Below are 26,053 nucleotides of genomic sequence, written 5' to 3' on the forward strand. Positions count from 1 at the left end.
GGGAGAGCAGAGCAATGACTGGGGACAAGGGCGAGTTTCTCATCGTCACGGGGATGTCGGGCGCCGGCAGGACCACGGTGGCGAACGCCCTCGAGGATCTCGGCTGGTATGTCGTCGACAACCTCCCTCCGCAGATCCTTCGCCCGCTGCTCGACCTCACCGACATGGGCGGCAACGCGCTGCCCAAGGTGGCAGCGGTGGTCGACGTCCGCGGACGCAACCTCTTCGACGACTTCCCCGGCGTCGCGCGCGCTCTCCGCTCCCGCGGTTCGGTGCGCGTTCTCTTCCTCGATGCCTCGGACGACGTACTGGTGCGGCGATTCGAGTCCGTGCGGCGACCGCATCCGCTCCAGGGTGATGGCACGCTGCTCGACGGCATCCGCATCGAGCGCACACGGCTGGCGCCGATCCGCGAGGCCGCTGACCTCGTCATCGACACCTCCACGCTCAACATCCACCAGCTCGCGACCCAGGTGTCGGACATCTTCTCCGAAGAGGGCGAGGCCCGGCACCGCGTCACCCTCCTCAGCTTCGGGTTCAAGTACGGGCTCCCGACCGACGTCGACATCGTCGCCGACATGCGGTTCCTCCCCAACCCGTTCTGGAACGAGGAGCTGCGCGGTCTGACCGGCCAGGACGAGACGGTCCGCGACTACGTCCTCTCGCGAGACGGCGCGATGGAGTTCCTCGACGCCTACTCCACGGCGCTGGTTCCTGTTCTGGAGGGCTATCAACGCGAGAACAAGAGCCACTCCACGATCGCGATCGGCTGCACCGGCGGCAAGCACCGCTCCGTCGCGATGTCGGAGGAGCTCGCGCGCAGGCTCGCCGCGATTCCCGGCGTGGCCGTCAATGTCCGTCATCGGGACCTCGGCAGAGAGTAGTCGGTCGCCCGGCCGAGTAGGCTGGACGTTTGCGTCGCGATCCGGCGCGTGAACGTGAAGGAGTGTCGTGGCACTAACCACCGACGTCAAGGCTGAGCTGGTCAGCATCCGCAACGCACCTCCCACGGTGCGCGTCGCCGAGGTGACCGCGATCCTCCGGTTCGCCGGTGGCCTGCATTCGATCGCCGGCCGTGTGGCTGTGGAAGCAGAAGTCGACGCCGAGACGCTCGCGCGTCGCGTCGCCAGGGACCTCGCCGAGATCTACGGGGTGCGCCCCGAGATCGCCCAGGTGCAGTCGAGCACGGCGAACGACGGCGCTCGGTGGGCTGTGCGCGTGATCGCGCAGGGCGAGACCCTCGCCCGCCAGACCGGGCTGCTCGACCAGCGCCGTCGTCCCGTACGCGGGCTTCCCAACCGTCTGACCACCGGCTCTCGTGCCGAGGTCGCCGGCCTGTGGCGTGGCGCCTTCCTCGCGGCGGGAACGCTCAGCGAGCCGGGCCGCTCGGCGATGCTCGAGGTGGTGTGCCCCTCGAGTGAGGCGGCGATGGCACTCGTCGGCGCCGCGCACCGTCTCGGTGTGGCCGCCAAGGCCCGTGAAGTGCGCGGCATGCCTCGCGTGGTGGTGCGCGAAGGCGAAGCCATCCGGACGATCCTCAACGAGATGGGCGCGCAGAAGACCGCCATCACGTGGGAGGAGCTGCGTCAGCGCCGCGAGGTGCGTGCCGGCGTCAACCGCCTGGTGAACTTCGACGACGCGAACCTGCGTCGCTCGGCCCAGGCCGCCGTCGCCGCGTGCGCGCGCGTGGAGCGGGCCCTCGAGATCCTCGCGGACGAGGTCCCCGATCACCTGAAGGTCGCCGGAGAGCTGCGCCTCGCGCATCGCGATGCGAGCCTCGACGAGCTCGGTCACCACGCGGATCCGCCCCTGACGAAGGATGCCGTCGCCGGTCGCATCCGCCGCCTGCTGGCGATGGCCGACAAGCGCGCGCAGCAGGAGGGCATTCCCGGCACCGAGGCTGCCGTGCCGGTCGGCCTCGACGTCTGACCCCGATTCACGAAGACCCGCCGCCGGTGCTCCCGGAGGCGGGTCTTTCGTCATATGGCGGAAGGTTCTGGTCCGGCCCCGCGTTGTCGTCAGTAGGATGAGTTACGTCCGCTCTACGCCGCACATCGGTGGCGCGGAGGATCGGCAAGCGCCGCGGCGCGGCGCGGATTGGATGAATGCGATATGGCGATTTACACGCTCCCCGACCTTCCCTACGACTTCGCAGCCCTCGAGCCGCACATCAGCGGCAAGATCATGGAACTCCACCATGACAAGCACCACGCGACCTACGTCGCCGGAGCCAACACGGCCCTCGAGCAGCTCGCCGAAGCCCGTGAGAGCGGCAACCTCGCGAACGTCAACAAGCTCGAGAAGGACCTCGCCTTCAACCTGGGTGGTCACGTCAACCACTCGATCTTCTGGACGAACCTGTCGCCGAACGGCGGAGGACAGCCCGAGGGCGAGCTGAAGGCCGCCATCGACGAGTACTTCGGCTCGTTCGAGAAGTTCCAGGCCCACTTCACGGCAGCGGCAACCGGCATCCAGGGCTCCGGCTGGGCCGTGCTCAGCTGGGACTCGATCGGCTCGCGCCTGATCATCCAGCAGCTCTTCGACCAGCAGTCGAACACGGCACAGGGCACGATCCCGCTGTTCCAGCTGGACATGTGGGAGCACGCCTTCTACCTGGACTACCTCAACGTCAAGGCGGATTACGTCAAGGCGGCGTGGAACATCGCCAACTGGGAGAACGTCGCCCAGCGCCTCGAGGTCGCCCGCAAGCAGACGAACGGCCTGCTGGTACTGTCGTAATCAAGACGGGCGTCCCGACGGACATCTGGCCCGTCGGGACGCCGTTGTCCATGCTTGTCTAGTTGAAACCGCGCGTATGCGCACGAGAAATCAGGAGACCTTAGTGTCTGTCAAGATCGGTATCAACGGCTTCGGCCGCATCGGACGCAACTACTTCCGCGCGGCTCTCGCGCAGGGAGCAGACCTCGAGATCGTCGCGGTCAACGACCTCACCGACAACAAGACCCTCGCGCACCTGCTGAAGTACGACTCGGTCGGCGGCGTCCTCGACGCCGAGATCAGCTACGACGACGACAGCATCACCGTCAACGGCAAGGCCATCAAGGCGTTCGCCGAGCGCGACCCCGCCAACCTCCCGTGGGGCGAGCTGGGTGTCGACATCGTCATCGAGTCGACCGGCTTCTTCACCAAGGCCGAGGCCGCCAAGAAGCACATCGACGCCGGCGCGAAGAAGGTCCTCATCTCGGCTCCCGGCACGGGTGTCGACGGCACGTTCGTGATGGGCGTGAACGAGGACACGTACAACCCGGAGACGGATCACATCATCTCCAACGCCTCGTGCACCACGAACTGCCTCGCGCCCCTCGCGCAGGTCTTCAACGACGCGTTCGGCATCGACCGCGGCTTCATGATGACCGCTCACGCGTACACGGCCGACCAGAACCTGCAGGACGGCCCGCACAGCGACCTCCGTCGTGCGCGCGCCGCCGCGATCAACATCACCCCGGCGTCGACCGGTGCGGCCAAGGCCATCGGCGAGGTCCTCCCCGAGCTGCAGGGCAAGCTCAGCGGCTCGTCGTACCGCGTTCCGGTTCCCACCGGCTCGATCGTCGACCTCACGCTGATCACCGACCGCACGGACCTGACGGTCGACGAGGTCAACGAGGCGTACAAGAAGGCGGCGGCTGACGGTCGTCTCGCCGGCTACCTCCAGTACAACGCCGACCAGATCGTCTCGAGCGACATCGTGCACAACCCGCACTCGTCGATCTTCGACTCGACCCTCACCAACGTGAGCGGCAACCTGGTCAAGGTCTCGAGCTGGTACGACAACGAGTGGGGCTACTCCAACCGTCTGGTCGACCTGACCGAGTACGTCGCCGAGCGTCTCTGAGGTCTGACACATGACTCTGCGCACCCTGGACACACTGGGTTCGCTCGAGGGCAAGCGCGTCATCGTCCGTTGTGATCTGAACGTCCCCCTGCGGGACGGGGTCATAACGGACGATGGCCGTGTACGCGCCTCGCTGCCGACTCTCAACGCACTCATCAACGCGGGCGCCCGCGTCGTCGTGTGCTCTCACCTCGGCCGCCCCGACGGCGCGCCCGACCCCCAGTACAGCCTCGAGCCGGTGGCTCAGCGGCTGTCCGAGCTGCTCGGCGCCCCGGTCGCGTTCGCACGCGACACGGTCGGCGAGTCGGCACAGGACGCCGTGGCCTCGCTCGAGGACGGCGGGGTCGTCGTCATCGAGAACCTGCGGTTCAACGCGGGGGAGACCGCGAAGGACGACGCCACGCGCGCCGCTTTCGCCGCCGAACTCGCGTCGTTGGGCGACGTGCTCGTCTCCGACGGCTTCGGCGTCGTGCACCGCAAGCAGGCGAGCGTGTACGAGCTCGCCGAGCTGCTGCCCTCGGCCGCCGGCCTGCTGATCGAGACCGAGCTCGACGTGCTCGACCGCCTCACCGAGAAGCCGGAGCGTCCGTACGCGGTCGTCCTCGGCGGCTCGAAGGTCAGCGACAAGCTCGGCGTGATCTCGCACCTGCTGCCGCGCGTCGACCGGATCCTCGTCGGCGGCGGCATGCTGTTCACGTTCCTCAAGGCGCAGGGTCACGACGTGGCCTCCAGCCTTCTGGAGGAGGACCAGGTCGAGACGGTCCGCGGTTACATCGCGGAGGCTGCCGAGCGCGGCGTGGAGTTCGTGCTCCCGACCGACGTCGTGGTCGCTGCTGCGTTCAGCGCGGATGCCGCGCACGAGACCGTCTCCGCCGACGCGATCGAGTCGACGGCCTTCGGTGCGTCCGGCATCGGACTCGACATCGGTCCGGAGACGGCTGCCCGGTTCGCCGAGGTCATCCGCGGGTCGAAGACGGTGTTCTGGAACGGCCCGATGGGCGTGTTCGAGTTCCCGGCGTTCGCGGCCGGAACCAAGACGGTCGCGCAGGCGCTCACCGAGGTCGACGGCCTCAGCGTCGTCGGCGGCGGCGACTCCGCGGCCGCCGTGCGCCAGCTCGGCTTCACCGACGACCAGTTCGGTCACATCTCGACCGGTGGCGGCGCCAGCCTCGAGTTCCTCGAGGGAAAGAAACTACCCGGCCTGGAGGTGCTCGGATGGGCATAGCGACCCGTACCCCGCTGATCGCGGGCAACTGGAAGATGAACCTGGACCACCTGCAGGCGGTCGCGTTCGTGCAGAAGCTGCACTGGACGCTCAAGGACGCCAAGCACGAGGACGGATCCGTCGAGGTGGCGGTGTTCCCGCCGTTCACCGACATCCGCAGCGTGCAGACGCTGATCGACGCGGACAAGATCCCGTTCGCCCTCGGCGCGCAGGATGTGTCGGCGCACGATTCCGGCGCGTACACGGGTGAGATCTCCGGCGCGTTCCTGGCGAAGCTCGACGCGAAGTACGTCATCATCGGGCACTCCGAGCGTCGCGAGTACCACGCCGAGTCGGACGAGGTCGTCGCCGCCAAGGTGCAGGCTTCGCTCAAGCACGGGCTCGTCCCGGTCATCTGCGTCGGCGAGACCGCGGAGGACCTGGAGAAGTTCGGCGCCAGCGCGGTCCCCGCCGGTCAGCTCGAGGCAGCGCTCCAGGGCGTGTCTCCGAAGGCCGACATCGTGGTGGCGTACGAGCCCGTCTGGGCCATCGGCTCCGGTCAGGCCGCGACGCCGCAGCAGGCGCAGGACGTCTGCGCGGCGCTCCGCACCGTCATCGCGAAGGTCCTCGGGGATGACGCGGCCGCGCGCACCCGTATCCTCTACGGCGGCTCGGTGAAGTCGGCGAACATCGCCAGCTTCATGCGGGAGCCCGATGTGGACGGCGCCCTGGTCGGCGGCGCGAGCCTCGTCGTCGACGAGTTCGCCGCGATCATCCGCTTCGAGAAGCACGTCGGCGTGTGAGTGCGGCGGGGCTCCGGCCCCGCTGCACCGTATACTTGACCGTTACGGGGGCGCACGTGCCCCAGCGAAAGGCTCTTTCTCGTGGCAATTCTCGAGTTCGTCCTGCAGGTCGTGCTGGGTATCACCAGCGTCCTGCTGACCCTCCTCATCCTCTTGCACAAGGGTCGCGGTGGCGGCCTCTCCGACATGTTCGGCGGAGGGATGACCTCGGCGGTCGGCTCTTCCGGTCTCGCGGAGCGGAACCTTAACCGCTTCACCGTCGTCCTCGCGCTGACCTGGTTCGTCGCCATCGTCGCGCTCGGACTCATCACGAAGTTCGAGGTGATCTGATGGCTACCGGTGGTAACGCCATTCGCGGAACCCGTGTCGGTTCCGGCCCCATGGGGGAGCAGGACCACGGCTACCATGCCGACCGCATCGCGGTGTCGTACTGGGACGGTCTCGGCAACGAGACGGTCCGCTACTTCGCCGCGGGTCTCCCCGAAGAGGAGATCCCCGAGACCATCGACCACCCACAGTCGGGACTGCCGGCCGGTCGCGACAAGGAGAATCCTCCTGCCCTCGCGAAGGCCGAGCCCTACAAGACGCACCTCGCCTACGTGAAGGAGCGTCGCACCGACGAGGAAGCCGTCCAGCTCCTCGAGGACGCGCTCACGCAGCTGCGCGAGCGTCGGGGCCAGTGAGCTCCTGATCTGACATCGAAGAAGCCGCCGCGAGAGATCGCGGCGGCTTCTTCCGTCTCAGCGGCAGCCGCTCAGCGGCATCCTGCTGCGGCATCGATGTAGCTCTGCGGCGGGTAGCCGTACGCCCACACCCCGTTGGCGTCGTCGGTGTACCCCATGCTGATGGCCCACGCGGTCGCCCACTTCTCGATGCTGTCCTGCGTCGACGAGTCGTACATGTCCTCGCACTTCACGCTGATCGCGTGTCCCACTTCGTGCGCGACGAGTGCCCTGCTGCGATCGGCCGGCCACTGCTCGGCCACGGAGTCCGACAGCTGGATCACGGAGCGGCCGGGCTCGTCCCACCACCACGTGGTGTACCCGCCCATGCTGCCGTTGAACCCGGCGCCGTTGACGACCGGGGCCCAGTCGAACTCCAGCAGCACCCCCGGGGCGAGGGCTCGTGCGAATGCCTCGATCTCGAGCCGGGCGTTCATCAGGGGGCCGGACTTCTCGGCCAGCTCCTCGTTCTCGGTGGCGACGACCTGCGCGGCCGCATTCTGGAGGCTCGTGTACGTGCTCACCGCCGCATCGTCGATCGTGGTCGTGGCGATCGCCGCGGCAGCCGCGTCGCGCAGATCGATCACCGCGTCATTGCGTGCGGAGATGTGGGCCGCCTCGAAGGCGACGGCCGCCTCGCCCGCAGTGGTCAGGAGCGCGACCCCGCTCTCCGTGACCGCGTCGGAGGAGGTGAGGACGTCTGCCGCTTCGGCGAGGAGGTCGTCGGCGAGGTCCACGGCCTCGTCGCGCTTCTCGTCGAGTCGAGTGGTCGCACCGAACAGCTCCCAGAACCAGGTGGGCTTCTCGCCGGCCGGGGAGACCTCCGTGGCGATCAGTGCGTCAGCCTCCGCCACGGCCTTCTGGGCCTCGGTGACGGCGCCGGCGAGGGCCTGTTCCGTCTCCGGCGGCGCGACGATGGCCTCGTTCTCGCCGGCGATGATCAGGCCCGCGGCATCCGCGACGCTCTGAAGATCGGCATTCTCCGCACGGAGCTGGCTCTTCTCGCTGCTCGCAGCGGCGACGGCATCCGCATGGTCGTCTGCCGCAGCGTCGTAACCGAGGCTGGCCGAGACCTGGGTGATCGCGAGTGCGGCGATGACGGCGGCGCCGCCGACCAGGCTGAGGACGAGACCCGTGCGCTTCTTCCGGGGCGTGCGCGGGGGAGCGGTCGCCGTTCCTGCACTGCCGAAGGACGTCGAGAGCCGGTGTCCGCCGAGGGGGACGGGGGCCGGCGCGTCAGCGCCGTGCGGGGGGAGAGCGGTCACGTCGTCCTCATTCGATCGGCCTCACGTTCGAAACTGCATGCATCGGCACTGCCAGGGTATGCGAGAAGGCCCCCACCGTGCGGTGAGGGCCTTCTGGAGGCGAGGGGCTGACGGGAATCGAACCCGCATCATTAGTTTGGAAGACTAAGGCTTTACCACTAAGCTACAGCCCCGAATTCCGGTGCACTTCTACAGGATCAGTGACCCGGGGATCGGACCGGAATCGGAACTCCGGCGTGATCGATCATACCGGACCGTGAGGGGTGCTCCCGTCCGTTAGACTCGATGGGGCTGAATCTGCGCGCGGATTCCCCGGGGCGTAGCTCAGCTTGGTAGAGCGCCCGCTTTGGGAGCGGGAGGTCGCAGGTTCAACTCCTGTCGCCCCGACACGGCATCTTCAGCCTGACAGCCGCGTTCACTCGCGGAGACAACAAGGAGAACACACCAGCATGGCGAACAGCACCGTCGAGAAGCTGACCCCGACCCGGGTCAAGCTCAGCATCACGGTCACCCCGGACGACCTCAAGCCGAGCATCGCTCACGCCTACGAGCACATCGCTCAGGACGTCCAGATCCCCGGCTTCCGCAAGGGCAAGGTCCCGGCCCCGATCATCGACCAGCGCATCGGTCGCGGCGCGGTCATCGAGCACGCCGTCAACGAGGGCCTCGACAAGTTCTTCCGCGAGGCGAGTGCCGAGCATAAGCTGCGCGTCGTCGGGCGCCCCGCGGCCGACATCACGCAGTGGCCGAACGAGAAGGACTTCTCGGGCGACCTGCTCGTCGACGTCGAGGTGGACGTGCGTCCCGACATCGAGATCCCGTCCTACGACGGCATCACCGTGACCGTCGACGCCGTCGAGGCCGATGAGGCCGCGCTCGACGCCGAGCTCGAGAACATGCGCGCCCGCTTCGGCACGCTCGTCCCGGTCGACCGTCCCGCCGCGAAGGGCGACTTCGTCGACCTCGACCTCGTCGCCACGATCGACGGCGCCGAGATCGACCGCGCCGAGGGCGTGTCGTACGAGCTCGGCTCCGGCGAGCTGCTCGAGGGCATCGACGACGCCATCGAGTCGCTCACCGCGGGTGAGGACACCACGTTCCGCTCGGCTCTCGTGGGCGGCGACCACGCCGGTTCCGAGGCCGAGGTCTCGGTGACCGTCAAGGCGGTCAAGGAGCGCGAGCTCCCCGAGGCCGACGACGACTTCGCGCAGATCGCCAGCGAGTTCGACACCATCGCCGAGCTCCGCGCGAGCCTCGCCGAGCGCGTCGCCCAGCAGGGCGTCTTCACGCAGGGCTCCGCCGCTCGCGACAAGCTCGTCGAGGCGCTGCTCGAGCAGATCGAGATCCCCGTCCCGCCGCAGCTCATCGAGGACGAGGTGCACAACCACCTCGAGGGCGAAGGCCGCCTCGAGGACGACGTGCACCGCGCCGAGGTCACCGAGGCGAGCGAGAAGCAGTTCCGCACGCAGGTGCTGCTCGACACGATCGCCGAGCAGGCCGACGTACAGGTCTCGCAGGAGGAGCTCAGCCAGTACCTCATCCAGTCCGCATCGCAGTACGGCATGGCTCCGCAGGAGTTCGTCGAGGCGCTGCAGTCGTCCAACCAGCTGCCCGCGCTCGTCGGCGAGGTCGCCCGCAACAAGGCCCTCGCGATCGCGCTCGGCAAGGTGAAGGTCGTCGACAGCAACGGCAAGCCCGTCGACCTGTCGGACTTCATCGTCACGGACGACGAGGCTGAGGCGGCTGACGAGGCTCCGGCGGAGGAGAAGCCCGCGAAGAAGGCTCCTGCGAAGAAGCCTGCTGCCAAGAAGGCTCCCGCGAAGAAGGCCGACGACGCCGAGGCTGCGGAGAAGCCCGCCGCCAAGAAGCCCGCCGCCAAGAAGGCTCCGGCCAAGAAGGCGGCCGACAAAGCCGAGTGATCGGACACGATCCAGTGAAGAGGGCGGATGCTTCGGCATCCGCCCTCTTTTCGAATCAACGGGAGGCGATCATGAAGAGCTGGGACGAGCGGATCGACGACGTCTGGGCGGATGCCAGCGGCGAAGAGGTCGGCGACGACACGATCGCACGCATCGACGCCCTCGCGGCCGAACGCGGAGCGGATGACGGCAGAGCCGAGTTCGAGCGGGCGGGTGCGCGGGACTCGGCGGGCCTCCCAGCCGAGGCCGTCGTCCTGTACCGACGCGCCCTGGCGCTCGGGCTGGATGAGGAGCACCGCCCGCAGTGCGTGATCCAGCTGGCGAGCTCGCTGCGGAACCTGGGTGAGTTCGACGACGCCCTCGCGGTGATCCGTGCGGAGGAGGAGCTCTCGGCCGACGGTCCGTACCGCGATGCGGTCGCGGCCGTGCATGCCCTCATTCTCGCCAGCGCCGGCCGGCCCGCGCAGGGCCTCTCAGTCGCGCTTCTCGCGCTGGTGCCGCACCTCCCGCGCTACCACCGCTCGATGACCGCCTACGCGCACGAGATCGCGGACTCCGACACCTGATATGCCGACGGCGAACACGGCCTGGGTGCCGCGCCGGCGCCGGTAGATTCGAAGCACGAACACGGAAACAGGAGCTGAAATGGCTGCAGAACCCCTTGTCGCGACGAGCGTCTTCGACAGGCTGCTGAAGGATCGCATCATCTGGCTTGGTTCAGAGGTGCGTGACCAGAACGCCAACGAGATCTGCGCGAAGATCCTTCTTCTCGCCGCGGAAGACTCAGAGAAAGACATCTACCTCTACATCAACTCGCCCGGTGGCTCGATCACCGCGGGCATGGCGATCTACGACACCATGCAGTTCGTGCCGAATGACATCGTCACCGTCGGCATCGGCATGGCCGCGTCGATGGGTCAGCTCCTGCTGACGAGCGGCACCAAGGGCAAGCGCTACATCACCCCGAACGCGCGCGTCCTGCTGCACCAGCCGCACGGCGGATTCGGCGGCACGTCGAGCGACATCCAGACGCAGGCGCAGCTCATCCTCTCGATGAAGAAGCGCCTCGCGGAGATCACGGCGGGTCAGACCGGCAAGTCGGTCGAGCAGATCAACGCCGACGGTGACCGCGACCGCTGGTTCACCGCCGAGGAGGCCCTCGAGTACGGGTTCGTCGACCACATCCGCGAGCACGCCAGCGATGTGACCGGCGGCGGCGGCACCGCGGACGACGCAGAGTAATCCGGATTCGAGAGGACACCATGTACACCCCCACTTTCCAATCCGCAGGCAACCTGCCGTCCAGCCGCTACGTGCTCCCGCAGTTCGAGGAGCGCACGGCCTACGGCTTCAAGCGCCAGGACCCGTACAACAAGCTCTTCGAAGATCGCGTGATCTTCCTGGGCGTGCAGGTCGACGACGCGTCCGCCGACGACGTGATGGCGCAGCTGCTCGTCCTGGAGAGCCAGGACGCCGAGCGCGACATCACGATGTACATCAACTCGCCCGGTGGCTCGTTCACGGCCATGACGGCGATCTACGACACGATGCAGTACGTCGCGCCGCAGATCCAGACCGTCGTGCTCGGACAGGCGGCTTCGGCCGCGGCCGTGCTGCTGGCGGCCGGTGCGCCGGGCAAGCGTCTCGCGCTCCCGAACGCCCGGGTGCTGATCCACCAGCCCGCGATGGGCGAGGCCGGCCAGGGCCAGGCATCCGACATCGAGATCCAGGCGGCGGAGATCCTCCGCATGCGCACCTGGCTCGAGGAGACGATGGCCGCTCACACGGGCAAGCCCGTCGAGCAGGTCAACCGCGACATCGACCGCGACAACATCCTCTCGGCCGCGCAGGCGCTCGAGTACGGCATCGTCGACCAGGTGCTCACCACGCGCAAGCGCGCCTGAGCAGCTCGACTTCGCAGGGGCGTCCGTCATCACGACGGGCGCCCCTTCGTCGTTCCCTCCGGATGTGCAACCACTGCCGGAGCGATTGCTCATATGAGCAACACCGTGCGCGAACGCGGATCAGGCCCTACTCTGGAAGAGGAAGGAGGATGCCGTGGAAGACGATCTGCTCATGGTCCGCGTCGCCGAGCTGTACTACGACGAGGACAAGACACAGGACGAGATCGGCGGACTCCTCAAGGTCTCCCGGTGGAAGGTCGGCCGGCTCCTGACACAGGCGCGCGAGCGCGGCATCGTCCGCATCGAGATCGTGCACCCTCGCGCACGGCGCCTCGGCCTCGAGCGTCTCCTCGTCGAGCGCTTCGGGCTGGCCGATGCGGTCGTCGTGCCCGCTCCCGACGGCGACGACGGCACGCTGGAGCGCGTCGCCCAAGCGGCCGCCGACTTCCTGTCCGCTCTCCGGCCGGCACCGCGCACGCTGGGCGTGAGCTGGGGCCGCACGCTCCGGGCGGTCGCCGAGGCGCTCCCTGACGGCTGGGCCAACGGCGTCACCGTCGTGCAGCTCAACGGCGGAGTCAGCCTGAACAGACGCTCCGGCGGCGCCGCGGGCCTCGCCGTGACGATCGCGCAACGCGCATCCGGACAGGTCTCGCTGCTGCCGAGCCCCGCGATCCTCGAGCGCGTCGAGACCAAGCAGGCGATCGAGTCCGACCGCACGGTAGCGGCGATCCTCGAGGAGGCCGCAGACGCACAGGCATTCCTCTTCACCGCCGGACCCTGTGACGCGACATCCGCCCACGTCGAGAACGGCTACCTCACCGCGGAGGACGTCGAAGAACTCGCACGAAGGGGTGCGGTCGGCGACGTCCTCGGACGCTACGTCGATGCCGAGGGCAACATCGTCGACTCGCAGCTCGACGCCCGCACCGTCGGCGTCTCGCTCGACCGTCTGCGCGGGGCGAAGCGCGCGATCTTCGTCACCGCGGGCCCCGCCAAGCACGACATCGCGCGTACAGTCGTGACCAGCGGCCTGTGCGGCGTTCTGGTGACCGATGAGACCACAGCACGAGCATTGTTGGAGGAACAGTGACGACCAAAGAACTCAGCCGCAGAGCGGCGGTGGACGTCCTCGGCGGTGAGCCGGACGACGCCACCCTCCGACGCTTCCTGCACGGACTTCCGGGCGTCGACGCCGTCGGCCTGGAGCGGCGGGCCGCCGGACTCGGCACCCGATCGATCAAGACCACGTCGAAGGCGTGGGCGCTCGACACGATCATCAAGCTGATCGACCTCACCACGCTCGAGGGTGCAGACACTCCCGGCAAGGTGCGCTCGCTCGTCGCGAAGGCGAAGAATCCGGATGCCGCTGATGCGTCGACTCCCCGGGTCGCGGCGGTCTGCGTGTACGGCGACATGGTCGGTGACGCGGTCACCGCGCTCGGCAGTCTCCATGGAGACCCCGACGACGGGCTGATCTCGGTCGCCGCCGTGGCCACCGCGTTCCCCAGCGGACGCTCGTCCCTGGCGATCAAGCTCGCCGATACGGCCGAAGCTGTCGCCGCCGGAGCTGACGAGATCGACATGGTCATCGACCGCGGGGCATTCCTCTCCGGGCGCTACGGTCTTGTCTTCGACCAGATCGCCCAGGTGAAGGAGGCCTGCCGCCGCGAGGACGGCTCGTACGCCTCGCTCAAGGTCATCCTCGAGACCGGCGAGCTCAACACTTACGACAACATCAAGCGCGCATCGTGGCTCGGCATCCTGGCGGGCGGCGACTTCATCAAGACCTCGACCGGCAAGGTCCAGCCCGCGGCCACGCTGCCCACCACGCTGCTCATGCTCGAGACCGTGCGCGACTGGTACCGCGGCACGGGCGAGAAGATCGGCGTGAAGCCCGCCGGCGGCATCCGCGCATCGAAGGATGCCGTGAAGTACCTCGTCACGGTCGCCGAGACGGTGGGGGAGGAGTGGCTCCAGCCGCACCTGTTCCGCTTCGGCGCGTCGAGCCTGCTCAACGATGTGCTCCTGCAGCGTCAGAAGCTCAGCTCCGGCCACTACTCCGGCCCCGACTACGTCACGATCGACTAGGAAGCACCATGTCATTTCTGGAATACGCTCCGGCACCGGAGTCGAAGGCGATCCTGAATCTCAAGGACAGCTACGGACTGTTCATCGACGGCGAGTTCGTCGACGGCTCAGGCATGAGCTTCAGCACCATCTCGCCCTCGGATGAGACGCGCATCGCCGAGATCGCCACGGCGGATGACGGTGACGTCGACCGCGCCGTCGCCGCGGCTCGCCGCGCCTACGAGAAGACCTGGTCGAGGATGAGCGGGCGCGACCGCGGCAAGTACCTCTTCCGCATCGCCCGCCTCGTGCAGGAGCGGGCCCGCGAGCTCGCCGTCGCCGAGAGCCTCGACAACGGCAAGCCCATCAAGGAGAGCCGCGACGTCGACGTTCCGCTCGTCGCCTCCTGGTTCTTCTACTACGCGGGGTGGGCGGACAAGCTCGACCACGCGGGGCTCGGCGCGAACCCCCGTGCGCTGGGCGTCGCCGCGCAGGTGATCCCGTGGAACTTCCCGCTGCTGATGCTCGCGTGGAAGCTCGCCCCCGCCCTGGCCGCCGGCAACACGGTCGTGCTGAAGCCGGCCGAGACCACGCCGCTGACCGCCCTGATCTTCGCGGAGATCCTGCAGCAGGCCGACCTTCCTGCGGGTGTCGTGAACATCGTGACGGGCGCCGGCGCGACCGGCGCGACCCTCGTGCGCCACCCCGACGTCGACAAGGTGGCCTTCACCGGTTCCACCGGCGTCGGCCGCGACATCGCCAAGGCCGTCGCCGGCACGAAGAAGAAGCTCACGCTCGAGCTCGGCGGCAAGGCCGCCAACATCGTCTTCGATGACGCACCCATCGACCAGGCGGTCGAGGGCATCGTGAACGGCATCTTCTTCAACCAGGGTCACGTCTGCTGCGCAGGCAGCAGGCTGCTGGTGCAGGAGTCGATCCACGACGAGGTCATCGACCGGCTCAAGAACCGCTTGTCGACGCTGCGCCTCGGCGATCCGCTCGACAAGAACACCGACATCGGTGCGATCAACTCGGCGGCTCAGCTCGCCCGAATCCGAGAGCTCAGCGACATCGGCGAGGCCGAGGGCGCGGAGCGCTGGACCGCGGACTGCGTCATCCCGGAGAAGGGGTTCTGGTTCGCGCCGACGATCTTCACCGGCGTCGAGGCATCGCATCGCATCGCCAGGGACGAGGTGTTCGGGCCGGTGCTCTCGGTGCTGACCTTCCGCACCCCGGCCGAGGCGATCGCCAAGGCGAACAACACGCCGTACGGGCTCTCCGCCGGCATCTGGTCGGACAAGGGGTCGCGCATCCTCGCGGTCGCCGATCGTCTGCGTGCCGGAGTGATCTGGGCGAACACGTTCAACCGTTTCGATCCGTCGAGCCCGTTCGGCGGCTACAAGGAGTCCGGATACGGCCGCGAAGGCGGACGTCAGGGCCTCACCGCCTACCTCAAGGGAGCCGCAGCATGAGCAAGCGTCTGACCGTGCCGAAGACGTACAAGCTCGCGATCGGCGGGGCGTTCCCGCGGAGCGAGTCGGGCCGGACCTACGAGGTGCTCTCGCCGAAGGGCGCGTTCCTGGCCAACGCCGCGCAGGGATCCCGCAAGGATGCCCGCGACGCCGTGGTCGCCGCGCGCTCCGCCGTCAAGGGCTGGTCGGGTGCGACCGCCTACAACCGCGGACAGGTGCTGTACCGGGTCGCCGAGGTGCTCGAGGGGCGCCGTGCGCAGTTCATCGACGAGATCGTCGCCCAGGAGGGCGGATCCTCGTCGGCCGCTGCCGCGCAGGTCGACGAGGCGATCGACCTCTGGGTCTGGTACGCCGGCTGGTGCGACAAGTACGCGCAGGTCGCCGGAAACGCGAACCCCGTCTCGGGTCCGTACTTCAACATCTCGGTGCCGGAGCCGACCGGCGTCGTCGCGATCGTCGCGCCGCAGGACTCCGCGCTGCTCGGCCTGGTCTCGGTCGTCGCACCGGCGCTCGTCGCAGGCAACACCGTCGTGGTGATCGCGAGCGAGCAGCATCCGCTCTCCGCCATCAGCCTCGCCGAGGTGCTCGCCACCAGCGATGTGCCCGGGGGAGTCGTCAACGTCCTCACCGGCTCGCCGGCCGAGATCGCGCCGTGGCTCGCCTCGCACCAGGACGTGAACGCGCTCGATCTTGCCGGAGCGGGCGATTTGGACTGGGTCGACATGCAGATCGCCGCGGCCGAGACGCTGAAGCGCGTCCTCGCGCCGGGAGAGGTCGTCGCCTCGCCCGAGCGCATCGGCGCCTTCACCGAGGTCAAGACGGTCTGGCACACGAAGAGTCTCGTTTGATCTGAGTGGGAGGCGAGGCGATGGTTACCGCGCAGGAGCAGCTGCGTTCGATGCTGCGAGACGATGTAGCGCCGATTCTCCGAACGGCGGGGTTTCGAGGGACGGAACGGAAGTTCGTGTTCCCGGATGCCGACTGGTTCGCTCAGGTCGGTGTTCAGACGTCGACTGCAAGCACGAGCAGTCTGTCGAGGTTCACGATCAACGCGCAGGTGATCCCGAAGGCCTTCTGGAACCAGGTGCGCGCGGAAAGACATTATCCGGCGAAGCCGTCACCGAACACCGGATACGGGCGCATAGGAGAGTTCTGGGAGGTGCGAGCAGGTCAACTCATCGATGGCCAGGACCGGTGGTGGTCGCTCGATGCAAGCGGCAGAGGTCGTCGAGAGCTTGCGGTCGAGATCGCCGACCTGATCGTCGACGTCGTGCTTCCGGCGATGCAGCTCTGCTTGGCCACGGGCGACCTGGCCGAGCCTGGAAGCAAGTAGACCGTCTGGCACACGAAGAGCATGGTCTGATCCGAGACCACCGGAGGCCGGGTGCGCAGTGACTGCGCACCCGGCCTCTCGTCGTCTCGGGTCGTTGCCAGACCGGTACGCGCCAATGCGGCCCTGTGTCGTACGCAGAGGTTAGGCTCGAAGAACGATCTCTGGATCCCCCATAGGAGGACGCGCATGGCCCGTATCGGTGAAAGCGCTGACCTGTTCAAGTGCTCATTCTGCGGAAAGAGTCAGAAGCAGGTGCAGCAGCTCATCGCTGGCCCCGGTGTGTACATCTGCGACGAGTGCGTCGAGCTGTGCAACGAGATCATCGAGGAGCGGATGGCCGAGTCGTCCGCCGAGGGCGTCGCGGAGTTCGATCTGCCGAAGCCGCGGGAGATCTTCTCGTTCCTCGAGGAGTACGTGGTCGGGCAGGAACCCGCGAAGCGCGCACTGGCCGTCGCCGTGTACAACCACTACAAGCGCGTCCGCGCACACGGCACCCTCCAGACGGCGGAGCAGAAGGCCGAAGAGGTCGAGATCGCGAAGAGCAACATCCTCCTGATCGGACCGACCGGCTGCGGCAAGACCTACCTCGCGCAGACCCTCGCCAAGCGTCTCAACGTGCCGTTCGCCGTCGCCGACGCGACCGCGCTGACCGAGGCGGGCTACGTCGGCGAAGACGTCGAGAACATCCTCCTCAAGCTCATCCAGGCCGCGGACTACGACGTCAAGCGCGCCGAGCAGGGCATCATCTACATCGATGAGGTCGACAAGATCGCCCGCAAGGCCGAGAACCCGTCGATCACGCGCGACGTATCGGGCGAGGGCGTGCAGCAGGCGCTGCTCAAGATCATCGAGGGCACGGTCGCTTCGGTTCCGCCGCAGGGCGGTCGCAAGCACCCGCACCAGGAGTTCCTGCAGATCGACACGACGAACGTCCTGTTCATCGTCGCCGGTGCGTTCGCCGGTCTCGAGGACATCGTCTCGGCGCGCGTCGGCAAGCACGGCATCGGCTTCGGTGCTCCTCTGCACGACAAGACCAAGGACCTCGACCTGTTCAGCGAGGTGCTGCCCGAGGACCTGCACAAGTTCGGACTCATCCCGGAGTTCATCGGTCGCCTGCCCGTCGTGACGAACGTCTCGCCGTTGGATCAGGACGCGCTGATGGAGATCCTCACGGGTCCCCGCAACGCACTGGTCAAGCAGTACCAGCGCATGTTCGAGCTCGACGGCGTCCAGCTCGAGTTCGACGAAGAGGCGCTGCGATCGATCGCCGACCTCGCCGTCGATCGCAAGACCGGCGCCCGCGGCCTCCGCGCCATCCTGGAAGACGTGCTCGGTCCGATCATGTTCGAGATCCCGTCTGCCGAAGACGTCGCGAAGGTCATCGTGACCCGCGCCGCCGTCGACGAGGGCGCACCGCCCACCATCGTGATGGAGCGCAAGCGCAAGAGCGCGTGAGTCCGGCCCGCGGCGACGAGCCGCGGGAGCGTCCAGCCGTCCGGGATGTCGGTGGCCACGCGTAGCGTCACGCCATGCGCAGCTTCCAGATAGCCATCCCGGACGACGTCATCGACGACCTTCGTGCGCGGCTCGCGCGAACTCGGCTGCTGCCGGACTCGCCTCGTCGCCCAGAGGCGGGCCTGTCCGCCGAGTACCTCCGTGCGCTCGTCGACAGCTGGGCGGACTTCGACTGGCGGGCTCGCGAGCGATCGCTGAACGAGAATCCGCAGTACCTCGCCGACGTCGACGGCACCGACATCCACTTCGTCCACCTTCCGTCCGATCGGCCCGAAGCGCCCGCACTGCTCGTCATGCACGGGTGGCCTCACACGTTCGCTCTCCAGCTCGAGTTCGCGCGGTTGCTGCCGGACTTCCACGTCGTGGTTCCCAGCCTGCCGGGGTTCGGCTTCTCCGCGCCGTTCGACGGCACGCTGACCGAGCGCGTCATGGCAGAACTCATGCACACGCTCATGACGGACGTGCTGGGGTATCAGCGCTACCTGACGTACGGCGAAGACGTCACCGCGAACGTGAGCGACCTCATCGCCGCAAGTCACCCGGAGGCGGTGCAGGGGATCCTCGCGACCCACGCGCACTTCGGCACCTCAGAGGAGCGCGACGCTCTGGACGAACCGGAGGCGCGGGCGTTCTTCGACGCACTCGCCGCCCGTGGCGGGCCGCATGGTGCCTACGGGCACATCCAGGCGACGCGCCCCGACACGCTCGCCGTCGGGCTCAACGATTCTCCCGCGGGCCTGCTCGCATGGCTCACCGAGAAGCTCGTCGAGTGGAGCGACACGCCCACTGCGCAGCCGGAGCTGGTCGAGCGACGGATCTCGCGCGACCGGATTCTCACCGAGGCGACGATCTACTGGGCGACACAGAGCATCGCAACGTCCTTTCGCCCCTACTTCGACGGCGGTGACGACGAGCGGATCCCCCCGGTCGAGGTGCCGGCGGCTGTCGCGATCCAGACGCACGAACACGACTACCCGGAGAGCGTCGCCCGCGCGTACTATCGCGACCTGCGCTCCTTCGATCGGATGCCGGAGGGAGGGCACTTCGCTGTCGCCGAAGTCCCGCAGGCGATGGCGGAGCGGATGCGCGCCTTCGCGCGCGGGCTCGGGCTACTCGCGGTGTGATGTCAGGAGGCGCGGATCAGCTCAGGGCAGCATCCGCGACGAGTTCCGCGATGAGCAGCTCGTCGGTTCCGTCGCCCCAATCCCGGTGGCGCCGCATCGTGAAGCCGTAGCTCCCGAAGGTCTCGGCGAGGCGCGTGGTGCTCGAGTAGGGCTCGTGGTCGCGGTCATAGGGCCTGTCGGCCGTGGAGGCCTCGGGAGCGCCGTGTCCGGACGTGTCGATCTTGCGGAAGGTCGCGGTGACGAGACGCCCGCCGGGCCGGAGAAGCCGTCGCCACTCCGCGGCCGCTCCGGCGACATCGGGAATGATGTGCAGCGCTGTCACGCAGGTGATCAGGTCGACGGATCCCGAGGGGAGCGGGATCGCGGAGGCTTCCGCCTCGATCCACCGGGCTTTCGGCAGGTGCGACCGTGCGACGTCCAGCATCCCGGCGGAGATGTCGACGCCGATGAGGTGCGGATCGGCGGCCCTCGACGCGATCTCCCGGAGCACGAGACCGGTGCCGGTGGCGACATCCAGAACGACGTCCGCCTCGGACAGGTCGAGGAACTCGGCCGTCGCCGCGGCGACCGAGCGATGCATCGCGCTCTCGTCGTAGCGGGAGGCACGCGCGTCGAAGGCGTCGCTGATCAGGCGCAGCGGGTCCTGCATGCGCGTCTCAGGCCTCGAGGCCGCGACGCGTCAGCAGCGGCCCGATCTCGGCGTCGCGGCCGCGGAAGTCACGGTATGCCTCGAGGGGGTCCTTCGAACCTCCCACACCCAGGAGCCGGTCGCGGAAGCGGTCACCGTTCTCGCGGGTCAGGCCGCCGTTCTCGCGGAACCACTCGACGGCGTCGGCGTCGAGCACCTCGCTCCAGATGTACGAGTAGTACCCGGCGCTGTATCCGCCGGAGAAGACGTGCGCGAAGTACGTGGACGAGTAGCGGGTGGGAACCACCGGGTCGTCGAGACCGATGTCGGCGAGCGCCGCCGCTTCGAAGGCCGCGACGTCGTCGATCTCGGTCGCGGTCCCGATCCGGTGCCACGCCTGGTCGAGCCATGCGGCGGCCAGGTACTCACTGGTCGCGTGTCCCTGGTCGAACGTCTCGGTGGACCGAAGACGCTCGACGATCGCGGGATCCAGCGGCTCCCCGGTCTCGTGGTGCCGCGCGTAATTGTCGAGGACCTCGGGCCACAGGATCCACATCTCGTTCACCTGACTCGGGAACTCGACGAAGTCGCGGAACACGTTCGTCCCGGCGAAATGCGGGTAGGTGACGGTCGCGAACAGGCCGTGCAGCGCATGCCCGAACTCGTGGAACAGCGTCGTGACCTCATCGAGCGTCAGCAGCGTGGGCTCGCCGTCGCCGGGCAGCGGAACGTTCAGGTTGTTCACAACCACCGGCGCCGTGCCACGCAGCCGCGACTGGCTGACGATCGGATTCATCCACGCGCCACCGCGTTTGGCGTCACGGGTGTAGAGATCGAGGATGTAGAGCCCGAGGGCGCTCCCATCGGCGTTGCTCACCTCGAACACGCGCGCACCGGGGTGGTAGGCCACGAGATCGCGGCGCTCTGCGAACGTGACGCCGAACAGGCGCTCCGCGGCGAAGAAGACGCCGTCCTGCAGGACCCGCTCGGCCTCGAACCAGGGTCGCAGCGCTCCGGAGTCGATGTCGTAGCGGGCAGTGCGCACCTTCTCGGTGTAGAACGCCCAGTCGTGCGCCTCCACGGGGAAGGGCGCTGCCTCGGTCTCGTCGACGATCGCCTGCAGGGCGTCGCGCTCGGCGGCGGCGTTCCGTGCCGAAGGGGCGGCGAGTCGGCGCAGCATCCGCTCGACCGCCTCCGGGGTGCCGGCCGTCTCGTCCGCGGTGACGTAGGCAGCGTGCGACTCGTACCCGAGGAGGTGGGCGCGCTCGGCGCGCAGGCGGACGATCTCGGTGAGGATCGGACGGTTGTCGTTCGCATTGTCGCGCGAGGCGCGTTCCCGCGACGCGGCCATGATGCGGCGGCGCGACTCCCTGTCGCGCAGCTGCGCGAGGTACGGGTGGCCGGTGAAGAGTGGGAGGGCGATCAGGAAGCCGCCGTCCAGGTCGCGCTCCTGTGCGGCGCGGGCCGCCGCGGAGAGCTCTCCCGCGCTCAGCCCGTCGAGCTCCTCGGCGGATTCGAAGACCACGGCGAGGTCGTTCGTGTCGTTGAGGAGGTTCCGTTCGAACGTGTTGCTCAGGGTCGACAGCTGCTGATTGAGCAGGGTCAGCCGGGCCTTCGCCTCGTCGTCGAGTCCGGCGCCCGCGTGCGTCATCTCCCGGTGGTGCCGCTCGACCAGATGGCGCTGCTCTGCGTCGAGTTCGAGATGCTCGAGCTGGTCATGCACCTGCTGCACGCGCCAGTACAGCGCGCTGTCGAGCGCGACCGCATCCTGGTGGGCGGCCATGAGCGGAGCGAGCTGCTCGTCGACCGCCTGGATCGCCGGCGTCGCATCGGCCGAGCTCACGGTGTAGAACGCGTGCGACACGCGATCCAGCAGTTCGCCCGATCGCTCGAGCGCCTCGATGGTGTTCTCGAACGTCGGCATCGAGCGCACCATGGTGATGCGGGAGACCTCGCGAAGGTGCTCATCGAAGGCTGCGCGGAAGGCGGGGAGGTAGTGCTCGGGGCGGATCGCGCGGTAGTCGGGAAGCCCGTAGGGGAGTGCAGACGGCTGGAGCAGCGGGTTCGAGGCGTCGGTCATCCTCCGAGCCTAGCCATCGGTGGGGGCCGCGATCAGGAGGCGTCGTCGCTCAGCCTCGTCATCACGCGCTGCAGCGCGTCGACGGTGAGTCGTACGGAGCGGCGCCGCAGGTTCTCGGGTCGGGCGAGCAGATCGATCATGCGATGGGTGCTCACGCCCCGCAGCGGCACGCGCACGATGTCGTGATCGTCGACGCCTCGCGAGGTGAAGCGCGGCAGCATTCCCAGCACGCCGCCCGCAGCGACGACCGCCGAGACCGCGCCGTAGTCGTTGATGCGATGCTGCACCTCGATCGGCCGCTTCGCGACAGCGGACACCGCGCGGAGCACGTCGTCGGGGGAGTATCCGACCCGGCTCGTCACCCACCGCTCGCCGACGACGTCCTGCGGCGTGACGCTGGTGCGAGAGGCCAGCGGGTGGGATGCCGGAACGGCGACGTCCAGAGGCTCGCGGATCAGCGTCAGACTGCGCACGCCCTGGGCCGGCCATGGATCGGAGTGCTCCATGCGGTGCGCCAGCACGAGGTCGTGGCGCGCCGTGAGCCCGGGGAACTCGCTCTGCGCGACATCTTCGTCGGTGAGCTGGACGGTGGGGGCGTCAGGGATGCCGGAGAGCTCGCGCAGCAGCGGCCCGAACAATGCCTGGCCCACGCTGTGGAATCCGCTGATGCTCACGACGCCGGTCGCCGTGCCCTCGAAGTCGTCGAGGGCGTTCCGCGCCGCCGCCATCGCGTCGATCGCGTCCGCACCGGCGGCCGCGAGCACCTCACCGGCGCGGGTGAGCACGAGCGTCCTGCCCTCTCTGCGGGTGAGCGGGCTGCGGAAGCCGCGCTGCAGGGCCGCGAGATGCTGCGAGACGGCCGACGGCGTCACTCGCAGCGCCTCGGCCACAGCTGTGACGCTGCCCAGGGCGTGCAGCTCACGCAGGATCTGCAGCTGGTGGAGTTCCATCCTCAAAGTTTAGCTCCGACTACAACGATGGTGCAGACGATGAGGATTGCTCTACAGGGTCGGATGCGGTGTGATCGAGACCATGAAGGCACTGTTCAAAGGCGCACGCGGTCCTGGTCTGGAACTCGTCGACCGACCCGATCCGGTGGCCGCCGCCGACGAGGTGATCATCCGGGTGCTCCGCACCGGGATCTGCGGAACCGACCTGCACATCCGCCGCTGGGACGACTGGGCCGCCTCCGCGATCGCCGCGCCGCTCATCCCCGGGCACGAGTTCTACGGCGAGGTCGTCGAGGTCGGACCCCTCGTGCACGACATCGCCGTGGGGGATCGCGTCTCCGGGGAAGGGCACATCGTGTGCGGCACCTGCCGCAACTGCCGCGCGGGGCGACGTCAGATGTGCATCCGGACCATCGGCCTCGGACTCCAGCGCGACGGCGCCTTCGCCGAGTACCTGTCGCTCCCCGCCACGAACGTCTGGGTGCATCACGCCGAGGTGAGCCCCGAGCTGGGTGCGATCTTCGATCCCCTCGGCAACGCCGTGCACACCGCGCTCACCTTCCCGCTCATCGGCGAGGACGTGCTGGTCACGGGCTGCGGTCCGATCGGTCTCATGGCGATCGCGGTCGCGCGGCATGCCGGAGCGCGGTTCATCACGGCGACCGACGTCAGCGCCCCTCGCCTGGAGATGGCGCGACGGATGGGCGCCGACGAGGTCGTCGACGTCTCGAAACGCGACATCCGCGACGCGCAGCGCGTGCTCGGCCTGCGCGAGGGCTTCGACATCGGATTCGAGATGAGCGGCTCGGCATCCGCTCTTCCCGCCATGATCGACAATATGAACCACGGTGGGCGCATCGCGATGCTCGGCCTGCCGAGCTCAGGCTTCGAGATCGACTGGGGGAAGCTCGTCACCCACATGCTCACCATCAAGGGCATCTACGGGCGCGAGATGTTCGAGACCTGGAACGCGATGGGGGCGATGCTGCAGACCAGCGCGACGCTCCGGGAATCGATCGGCCGCGTCATCGCCGACGTCATCCCGGCCCGCGACTGGGAGTCGGGTTTCGCCGCGGCGGAGTCCGCGGGCACGGGCAAGATCATCCTCGATTGGACGGAGCTGTGATGTACGGGACTTTCCAGAAGCATGTGGAGTCGGAGCTGGCGGGGATCGAGGAGGCGGGGCTCACGAAGCACGAGCGCGGCATCCGTGGCGCGCAGAGCGCCGAGATCACGGCGGACGGCGCGGAGGTGCTGAACTTCTGCGCGAACAACTACCTGGGCCTCGCGGACGACCCGCGGATCCTCGACGCGGCGACGACGGCCCTGCAGGAGTGGGGCTACGGTCTCGCCAGCGTTCGCTTCATCTGCGGCACGCAGGAGCAGCACCTGGAGCTGGAGCGACGCCTGGCGGGCTTCCTCGGCACGGAGGCCGCGATCCTCTACTCGTCGTGCTTCGACGCCAACGGGGGTGTGTTCGAGACGCTGTTCGGCGTCGAGGACGCGATCATCTCGGACGAGCTCAACCATGCGTCGATCATCGACGGCATCCGTCTGTCGAAGGCGCGGCGGCTGCGCTACCGCAACCGCGACATGGCAGATCTCGAGGAGCAGCTGCGCGCGGCATCCGATGCGCGGTTCCGCGTGGTCGTGACGGACGGCGTGTTCTCGATGGACGGATACATCGCCCCGCTCGCCGAGATCTGCGACCTCGCCGAGCGCTATGACGCGCTCGTGTTCGTCGATGACTCGCATGCCGTGGGCTTCGTCGGCGAGAACGGTCGGGGCACGCCGGAGCTCTGCGGTGTCGCCGATCGCGTCGACATCTACACCGGGACCTTCGGGAAGGCCCTCGGCGGAGCATCCGGAGGATACGTCGCCTCGCACGCCGACATCGTCGCCCTGCTGCGTCAGCGGTCACGGCCATACCTGTTCTCGAACACGCTCGCGCCGGCGATCGTCGCCGGCACCCTGACGGCGCTCGACCTGGTGGAGGGATCCGCCGACCTGCGCGCCCGGCTGCGCGAGAACGCTGCGCACTTCCGTGAACGGATGACGGCGGAGGGCTTCGACCTGTTGCCGGGGGAGCACCCCATCGTGCCGGTCATGTTCGGCGACGCCGCCAAGACAGCGCGCATCGCGACGGAGATGCAGGCGCAGGGGGTCTACGTGACCGCGTTCAGCTTCCCGGTCGTTCCGCGCGGTCTCGCCCGCATCCGCGTGCAGCTCTCGGCGGCCCACACCGCCGAGCAGATCGAGCGCTGCGTCGCAGCCTTCGTCACGGCGAGGGCGTCGATCGGCTGATCCCGCCAACTGCAAAGAACCTGTTGCAAAGAAACGCTTGCAAAGAACTCTTTGCAAGGGTATCTTTGCATGCATGACGGAGAACACGCAGATCAGGACCCTGGACTCGGGGGCGCTCAAGGCTCTCGCGCACCCGCTGCGCGTGCGGATCTTCGATCTGCTCGCCTCGCAGGGACCGCAGACGTCCAGCTCGCTCGCCGCGCTGGTCGGTGAGACCTCGGGATCCACGAGCTATCACCTGCGTGCCCTCGCCGCGCACGACCTCATCCGCGAGGTCGAGGGTCGCGGCACCGCCCGGGAGCGGTGGTGGGAGCGGCCCAAGGGGCGGATCGACATGCCCGGTCCTGATGAGGCGATGTCGCCGGCGAATCGCGCCGCCGCGCAGATCGTGACGTCGGAGTTCTTCCGACTGCGTCAGGAGTCGCTGATGGCTCATCTCAACCGCCCCGACTCCGATGTGCCGGAGGAATGGCGCGATGTCGCCCTGACCATGACGACGCACCTCGACATGACCGCCGCTCAGGTCATGGAGCTCAGGGAAGAGCTCGAGGCCCTCGTCGACAGCGCGATCGAGCGCTTCCGCGGACAGACAGGGCCTGACGTGCGTCGGGTGTCCCTCCGTGCCGACATCTTCGACCTGCCGAAGGCGAACAGCCGCCGCCACAGCCCTGAGGAGGGATCATGACCACCGCAACGCTCCGCCTCGCGTCCCCGACGCCCTTCGAACGACTTCTTCAGCGCACCGCGCTCTGGCTCGCCCGACACGTCGACCGGCGCATCGTCGCGCGCGCCGAGCGCCGCGAGATGGCCCTCGACCTGCTCCGCGAGCAGCAGGCCCGCAAGCAGGACCCGCGTGCCGTAGATCTCGCCCTCGCGCAGCTGGGACTCCCGCTGCGTTGACCCTGCCCCA

Annotated in this window: 27 protein-coding genes and 2 tRNA genes; 24 read left to right on the forward strand and 5 right to left on the reverse strand. The window is 68.2% G+C overall.

Annotation, left to right across the window (positions count from 1 at the left end; translation table 11 throughout):
* The first annotated feature begins 14 nt into the window (after nucleotides 1-14).
* From rapZ to ABS642_RS02100, 8 genes are all read left to right on the forward strand, one after another.
* Nucleotides 15-884, forward strand: coding sequence for an RNase adapter RapZ (gene rapZ / locus ABS642_RS02065; RefSeq protein ID WP_282216829.1), 870 nt, complete (start codon nucleotides 15-17; stop codon nucleotides 882-884).
* Nucleotides 885-951: 67 nt separating this feature from the next.
* Nucleotides 952-1,929, forward strand: coding sequence for a DNA-binding protein WhiA (gene whiA, locus ABS642_RS02070; protein WP_350352081.1), 978 nt, complete (start codon nucleotides 952-954; stop codon nucleotides 1,927-1,929).
* A gap of 183 nt (nucleotides 1,930-2,112) precedes the next feature.
* Nucleotides 2,113-2,739 carry a superoxide dismutase gene (locus tag ABS642_RS02075; protein ID WP_116636742.1) on the forward strand — a complete coding sequence of 209 codons (627 nt, stop codon included), beginning with the start codon at nucleotides 2,113-2,115 and terminating at the stop codon, nucleotides 2,737-2,739.
* A 103-nt stretch (nucleotides 2,740-2,842) separates the two neighbouring features.
* Entirely contained in the window at nucleotides 2,843-3,853 is a 1,011-nt protein-coding gene (gene gap, locus ABS642_RS02080) for a type I glyceraldehyde-3-phosphate dehydrogenase (RefSeq protein ID WP_282216831.1), read from the forward strand.
* A gap of 10 nt (nucleotides 3,854-3,863) precedes the next feature.
* On the forward strand, nucleotides 3,864-5,078 hold the full coding sequence (locus ABS642_RS02085; RefSeq protein ID WP_350352082.1) for a phosphoglycerate kinase: 1,215 nt from the start codon (nucleotides 3,864-3,866) through the stop codon (nucleotides 5,076-5,078).
* Nucleotides 5,069-5,860, forward strand: a complete 792-nt coding sequence (tpiA, locus tag ABS642_RS02090) for a triose-phosphate isomerase (RefSeq protein WP_282216833.1) — start codon at nucleotides 5,069-5,071, stop codon at nucleotides 5,858-5,860. Before ABS642_RS02085 ends, tpiA begins: the two co-directional genes overlap by 10 nt.
* An 81-nt stretch (nucleotides 5,861-5,941) precedes the next feature.
* Nucleotides 5,942-6,190, forward strand: coding sequence for a preprotein translocase subunit SecG (secG, locus tag ABS642_RS02095; RefSeq protein WP_029261623.1), 249 nt, complete (start codon nucleotides 5,942-5,944; stop codon nucleotides 6,188-6,190).
* On the forward strand, nucleotides 6,190-6,543 hold the full coding sequence (locus ABS642_RS02100; RefSeq protein WP_116636738.1) for an RNA polymerase-binding protein RbpA: 354 nt from the start codon (nucleotides 6,190-6,192) through the stop codon (nucleotides 6,541-6,543). The genes secG and ABS642_RS02100 overlap by 1 nt, the downstream gene beginning before the upstream one ends.
* 71 nt (nucleotides 6,544-6,614) lie before the next feature.
* On the opposite strand, the gene ABS642_RS02105 is transcribed toward ABS642_RS02100, so the two are convergent.
* Complete coding sequence (locus ABS642_RS02105; protein ID WP_350352083.1) at nucleotides 6,615-7,847, reverse strand: hypothetical protein; 1,233 nt, start codon at nucleotides 7,845-7,847, stop codon at nucleotides 6,615-6,617.
* A gap of 102 nt (nucleotides 7,848-7,949) precedes the next feature.
* Nucleotides 7,950-8,020 (reverse strand) — tRNA-Gly (locus ABS642_RS02110).
* A 140-nt stretch (nucleotides 8,021-8,160) separates the two neighbouring features.
* On the opposite strand from ABS642_RS02110, the gene ABS642_RS02115 reads away from it, so the two are divergent.
* From ABS642_RS02115 to ABS642_RS02170, 12 genes are all read left to right on the forward strand, one after another.
* Nucleotides 8,161-8,234 (forward strand) — tRNA-Pro (locus tag ABS642_RS02115).
* Between the two features lie 62 nt (nucleotides 8,235-8,296).
* Nucleotides 8,297-9,766, forward strand: a complete 1,470-nt coding sequence (gene tig, locus ABS642_RS02120) for a trigger factor (protein ID WP_350352084.1) — start codon at nucleotides 8,297-8,299, stop codon at nucleotides 9,764-9,766.
* Nucleotides 9,767-9,837: 71 nt separating this feature from the next.
* Nucleotides 9,838-10,332 (forward strand): tetratricopeptide repeat protein, encoded by a 495-nt coding sequence (locus tag ABS642_RS02125; protein ID WP_350352085.1) that lies wholly within the window; start codon nucleotides 9,838-9,840, stop codon nucleotides 10,330-10,332.
* Nucleotides 10,333-10,411: 79 nt separating this feature from the next.
* Nucleotides 10,412-11,008 (forward strand): ATP-dependent Clp protease proteolytic subunit, encoded by a 597-nt coding sequence (locus ABS642_RS02130; RefSeq protein WP_116636734.1) that lies wholly within the window; start codon nucleotides 10,412-10,414, stop codon nucleotides 11,006-11,008.
* A 20-nt stretch (nucleotides 11,009-11,028) separates the two neighbouring features.
* Nucleotides 11,029-11,670 (forward strand): ATP-dependent Clp protease proteolytic subunit, encoded by a 642-nt coding sequence (locus ABS642_RS02135; RefSeq protein ID WP_282216837.1) that lies wholly within the window; start codon nucleotides 11,029-11,031, stop codon nucleotides 11,668-11,670.
* Between the two features lie 154 nt (nucleotides 11,671-11,824).
* A complete protein-coding gene (locus ABS642_RS02140; RefSeq protein WP_282216838.1) occupies nucleotides 11,825-12,760 on the forward strand; it encodes a sugar-binding transcriptional regulator in 936 nt (311 codons plus the stop codon).
* Nucleotides 12,757-13,758, forward strand: a complete 1,002-nt coding sequence (gene deoC / locus ABS642_RS02145) for a deoxyribose-phosphate aldolase (RefSeq protein WP_350352086.1) — start codon at nucleotides 12,757-12,759, stop codon at nucleotides 13,756-13,758. Before ABS642_RS02140 ends, deoC begins: the two co-directional genes overlap by 4 nt.
* An 8-nt stretch (nucleotides 13,759-13,766) precedes the next feature.
* Nucleotides 13,767-15,209, forward strand: coding sequence for an aldehyde dehydrogenase family protein (locus ABS642_RS02150; RefSeq protein ID WP_350352087.1), 1,443 nt, complete (start codon nucleotides 13,767-13,769; stop codon nucleotides 15,207-15,209).
* Nucleotides 15,206-16,057, forward strand: coding sequence for an aldehyde dehydrogenase family protein (locus ABS642_RS02155; protein ID WP_350352088.1), 852 nt, complete (start codon nucleotides 15,206-15,208; stop codon nucleotides 16,055-16,057). The genes ABS642_RS02150 and ABS642_RS02155 overlap by 4 nt, the downstream gene beginning before the upstream one ends.
* 20 nt (nucleotides 16,058-16,077) lie before the next feature.
* Nucleotides 16,078-16,542: a DUF4304 domain-containing protein gene (locus ABS642_RS02160; protein ID WP_350352089.1), complete on the forward strand. Its 465-nt coding sequence runs from the start codon at nucleotides 16,078-16,080 to the stop codon at nucleotides 16,540-16,542.
* Between the two features lie 186 nt (nucleotides 16,543-16,728).
* A complete protein-coding gene (gene clpX / locus ABS642_RS02165; RefSeq protein ID WP_223627985.1) occupies nucleotides 16,729-17,997 on the forward strand; it encodes an ATP-dependent Clp protease ATP-binding subunit ClpX in 1,269 nt (422 codons plus the stop codon).
* A 74-nt stretch (nucleotides 17,998-18,071) separates the two neighbouring features.
* Nucleotides 18,072-19,181, forward strand: coding sequence for an epoxide hydrolase (locus ABS642_RS02170; protein WP_350352090.1), 1,110 nt, complete (start codon nucleotides 18,072-18,074; stop codon nucleotides 19,179-19,181).
* Between the two features lie 16 nt (nucleotides 19,182-19,197).
* On the opposite strand, the gene ABS642_RS02175 is transcribed toward ABS642_RS02170, so the two are convergent.
* From ABS642_RS02175 to ABS642_RS02185, 3 genes are read right to left on the reverse strand one after another with little or no spacing between them, the layout of a single operon-like run.
* A complete protein-coding gene (locus ABS642_RS02175) occupies nucleotides 19,198-19,830 on the reverse strand; it encodes a methyltransferase domain-containing protein (RefSeq protein WP_350352091.1) in 633 nt (210 codons plus the stop codon).
* Nucleotides 19,831-19,837: 7 nt separating this feature from the next.
* Entirely contained in the window at nucleotides 19,838-21,889 is a 2,052-nt protein-coding gene (locus ABS642_RS02180) for a M3 family metallopeptidase (protein WP_350352092.1), read from the reverse strand.
* Between the two features lie 32 nt (nucleotides 21,890-21,921).
* Nucleotides 21,922-22,839, reverse strand: a complete 918-nt coding sequence (locus tag ABS642_RS02185; protein WP_350352093.1) for a LysR family transcriptional regulator — start codon at nucleotides 22,837-22,839, stop codon at nucleotides 21,922-21,924.
* 82 nt (nucleotides 22,840-22,921) lie between these two features.
* On the opposite strand from ABS642_RS02185, the gene tdh reads away from it, so the two are divergent.
* The 4 genes from tdh to ABS642_RS02205 all read left to right on the forward strand — a co-directional run bounded on the left by tdh (nucleotide 22,922) and on the right by ABS642_RS02205 (nucleotide 26,043).
* Nucleotides 22,922-23,965: an L-threonine 3-dehydrogenase gene (gene tdh, locus ABS642_RS02190; protein WP_350353384.1), complete on the forward strand. Its 1,044-nt coding sequence runs from the start codon at nucleotides 22,922-22,924 to the stop codon at nucleotides 23,963-23,965.
* A complete protein-coding gene (locus ABS642_RS02195) occupies nucleotides 23,965-25,143 on the forward strand; it encodes a glycine C-acetyltransferase (RefSeq protein WP_350352094.1) in 1,179 nt (392 codons plus the stop codon). The genes tdh and ABS642_RS02195 overlap by 1 nt, the downstream gene beginning before the upstream one ends.
* Before the next feature lie 73 nt (nucleotides 25,144-25,216).
* Nucleotides 25,217-25,828 (forward strand): helix-turn-helix domain-containing protein, encoded by a 612-nt coding sequence (locus ABS642_RS02200; protein WP_282216846.1) that lies wholly within the window; start codon nucleotides 25,217-25,219, stop codon nucleotides 25,826-25,828.
* Complete coding sequence (locus ABS642_RS02205) at nucleotides 25,825-26,043, forward strand: hypothetical protein (protein WP_350352095.1); 219 nt, start codon at nucleotides 25,825-25,827, stop codon at nucleotides 26,041-26,043. Before ABS642_RS02200 ends, ABS642_RS02205 begins: the two co-directional genes overlap by 4 nt.
* Nucleotides 26,044-26,053: the final 10 nt, after the last annotated feature.

This window comes from Microbacterium sp. A8/3-1, from assembly GCF_040267695.1.
In the GTDB taxonomy this organism is placed as follows: Bacteria; Actinomycetota; Actinomycetes; order Actinomycetales; family Microbacteriaceae; genus Microbacterium; species Microbacterium luteolum.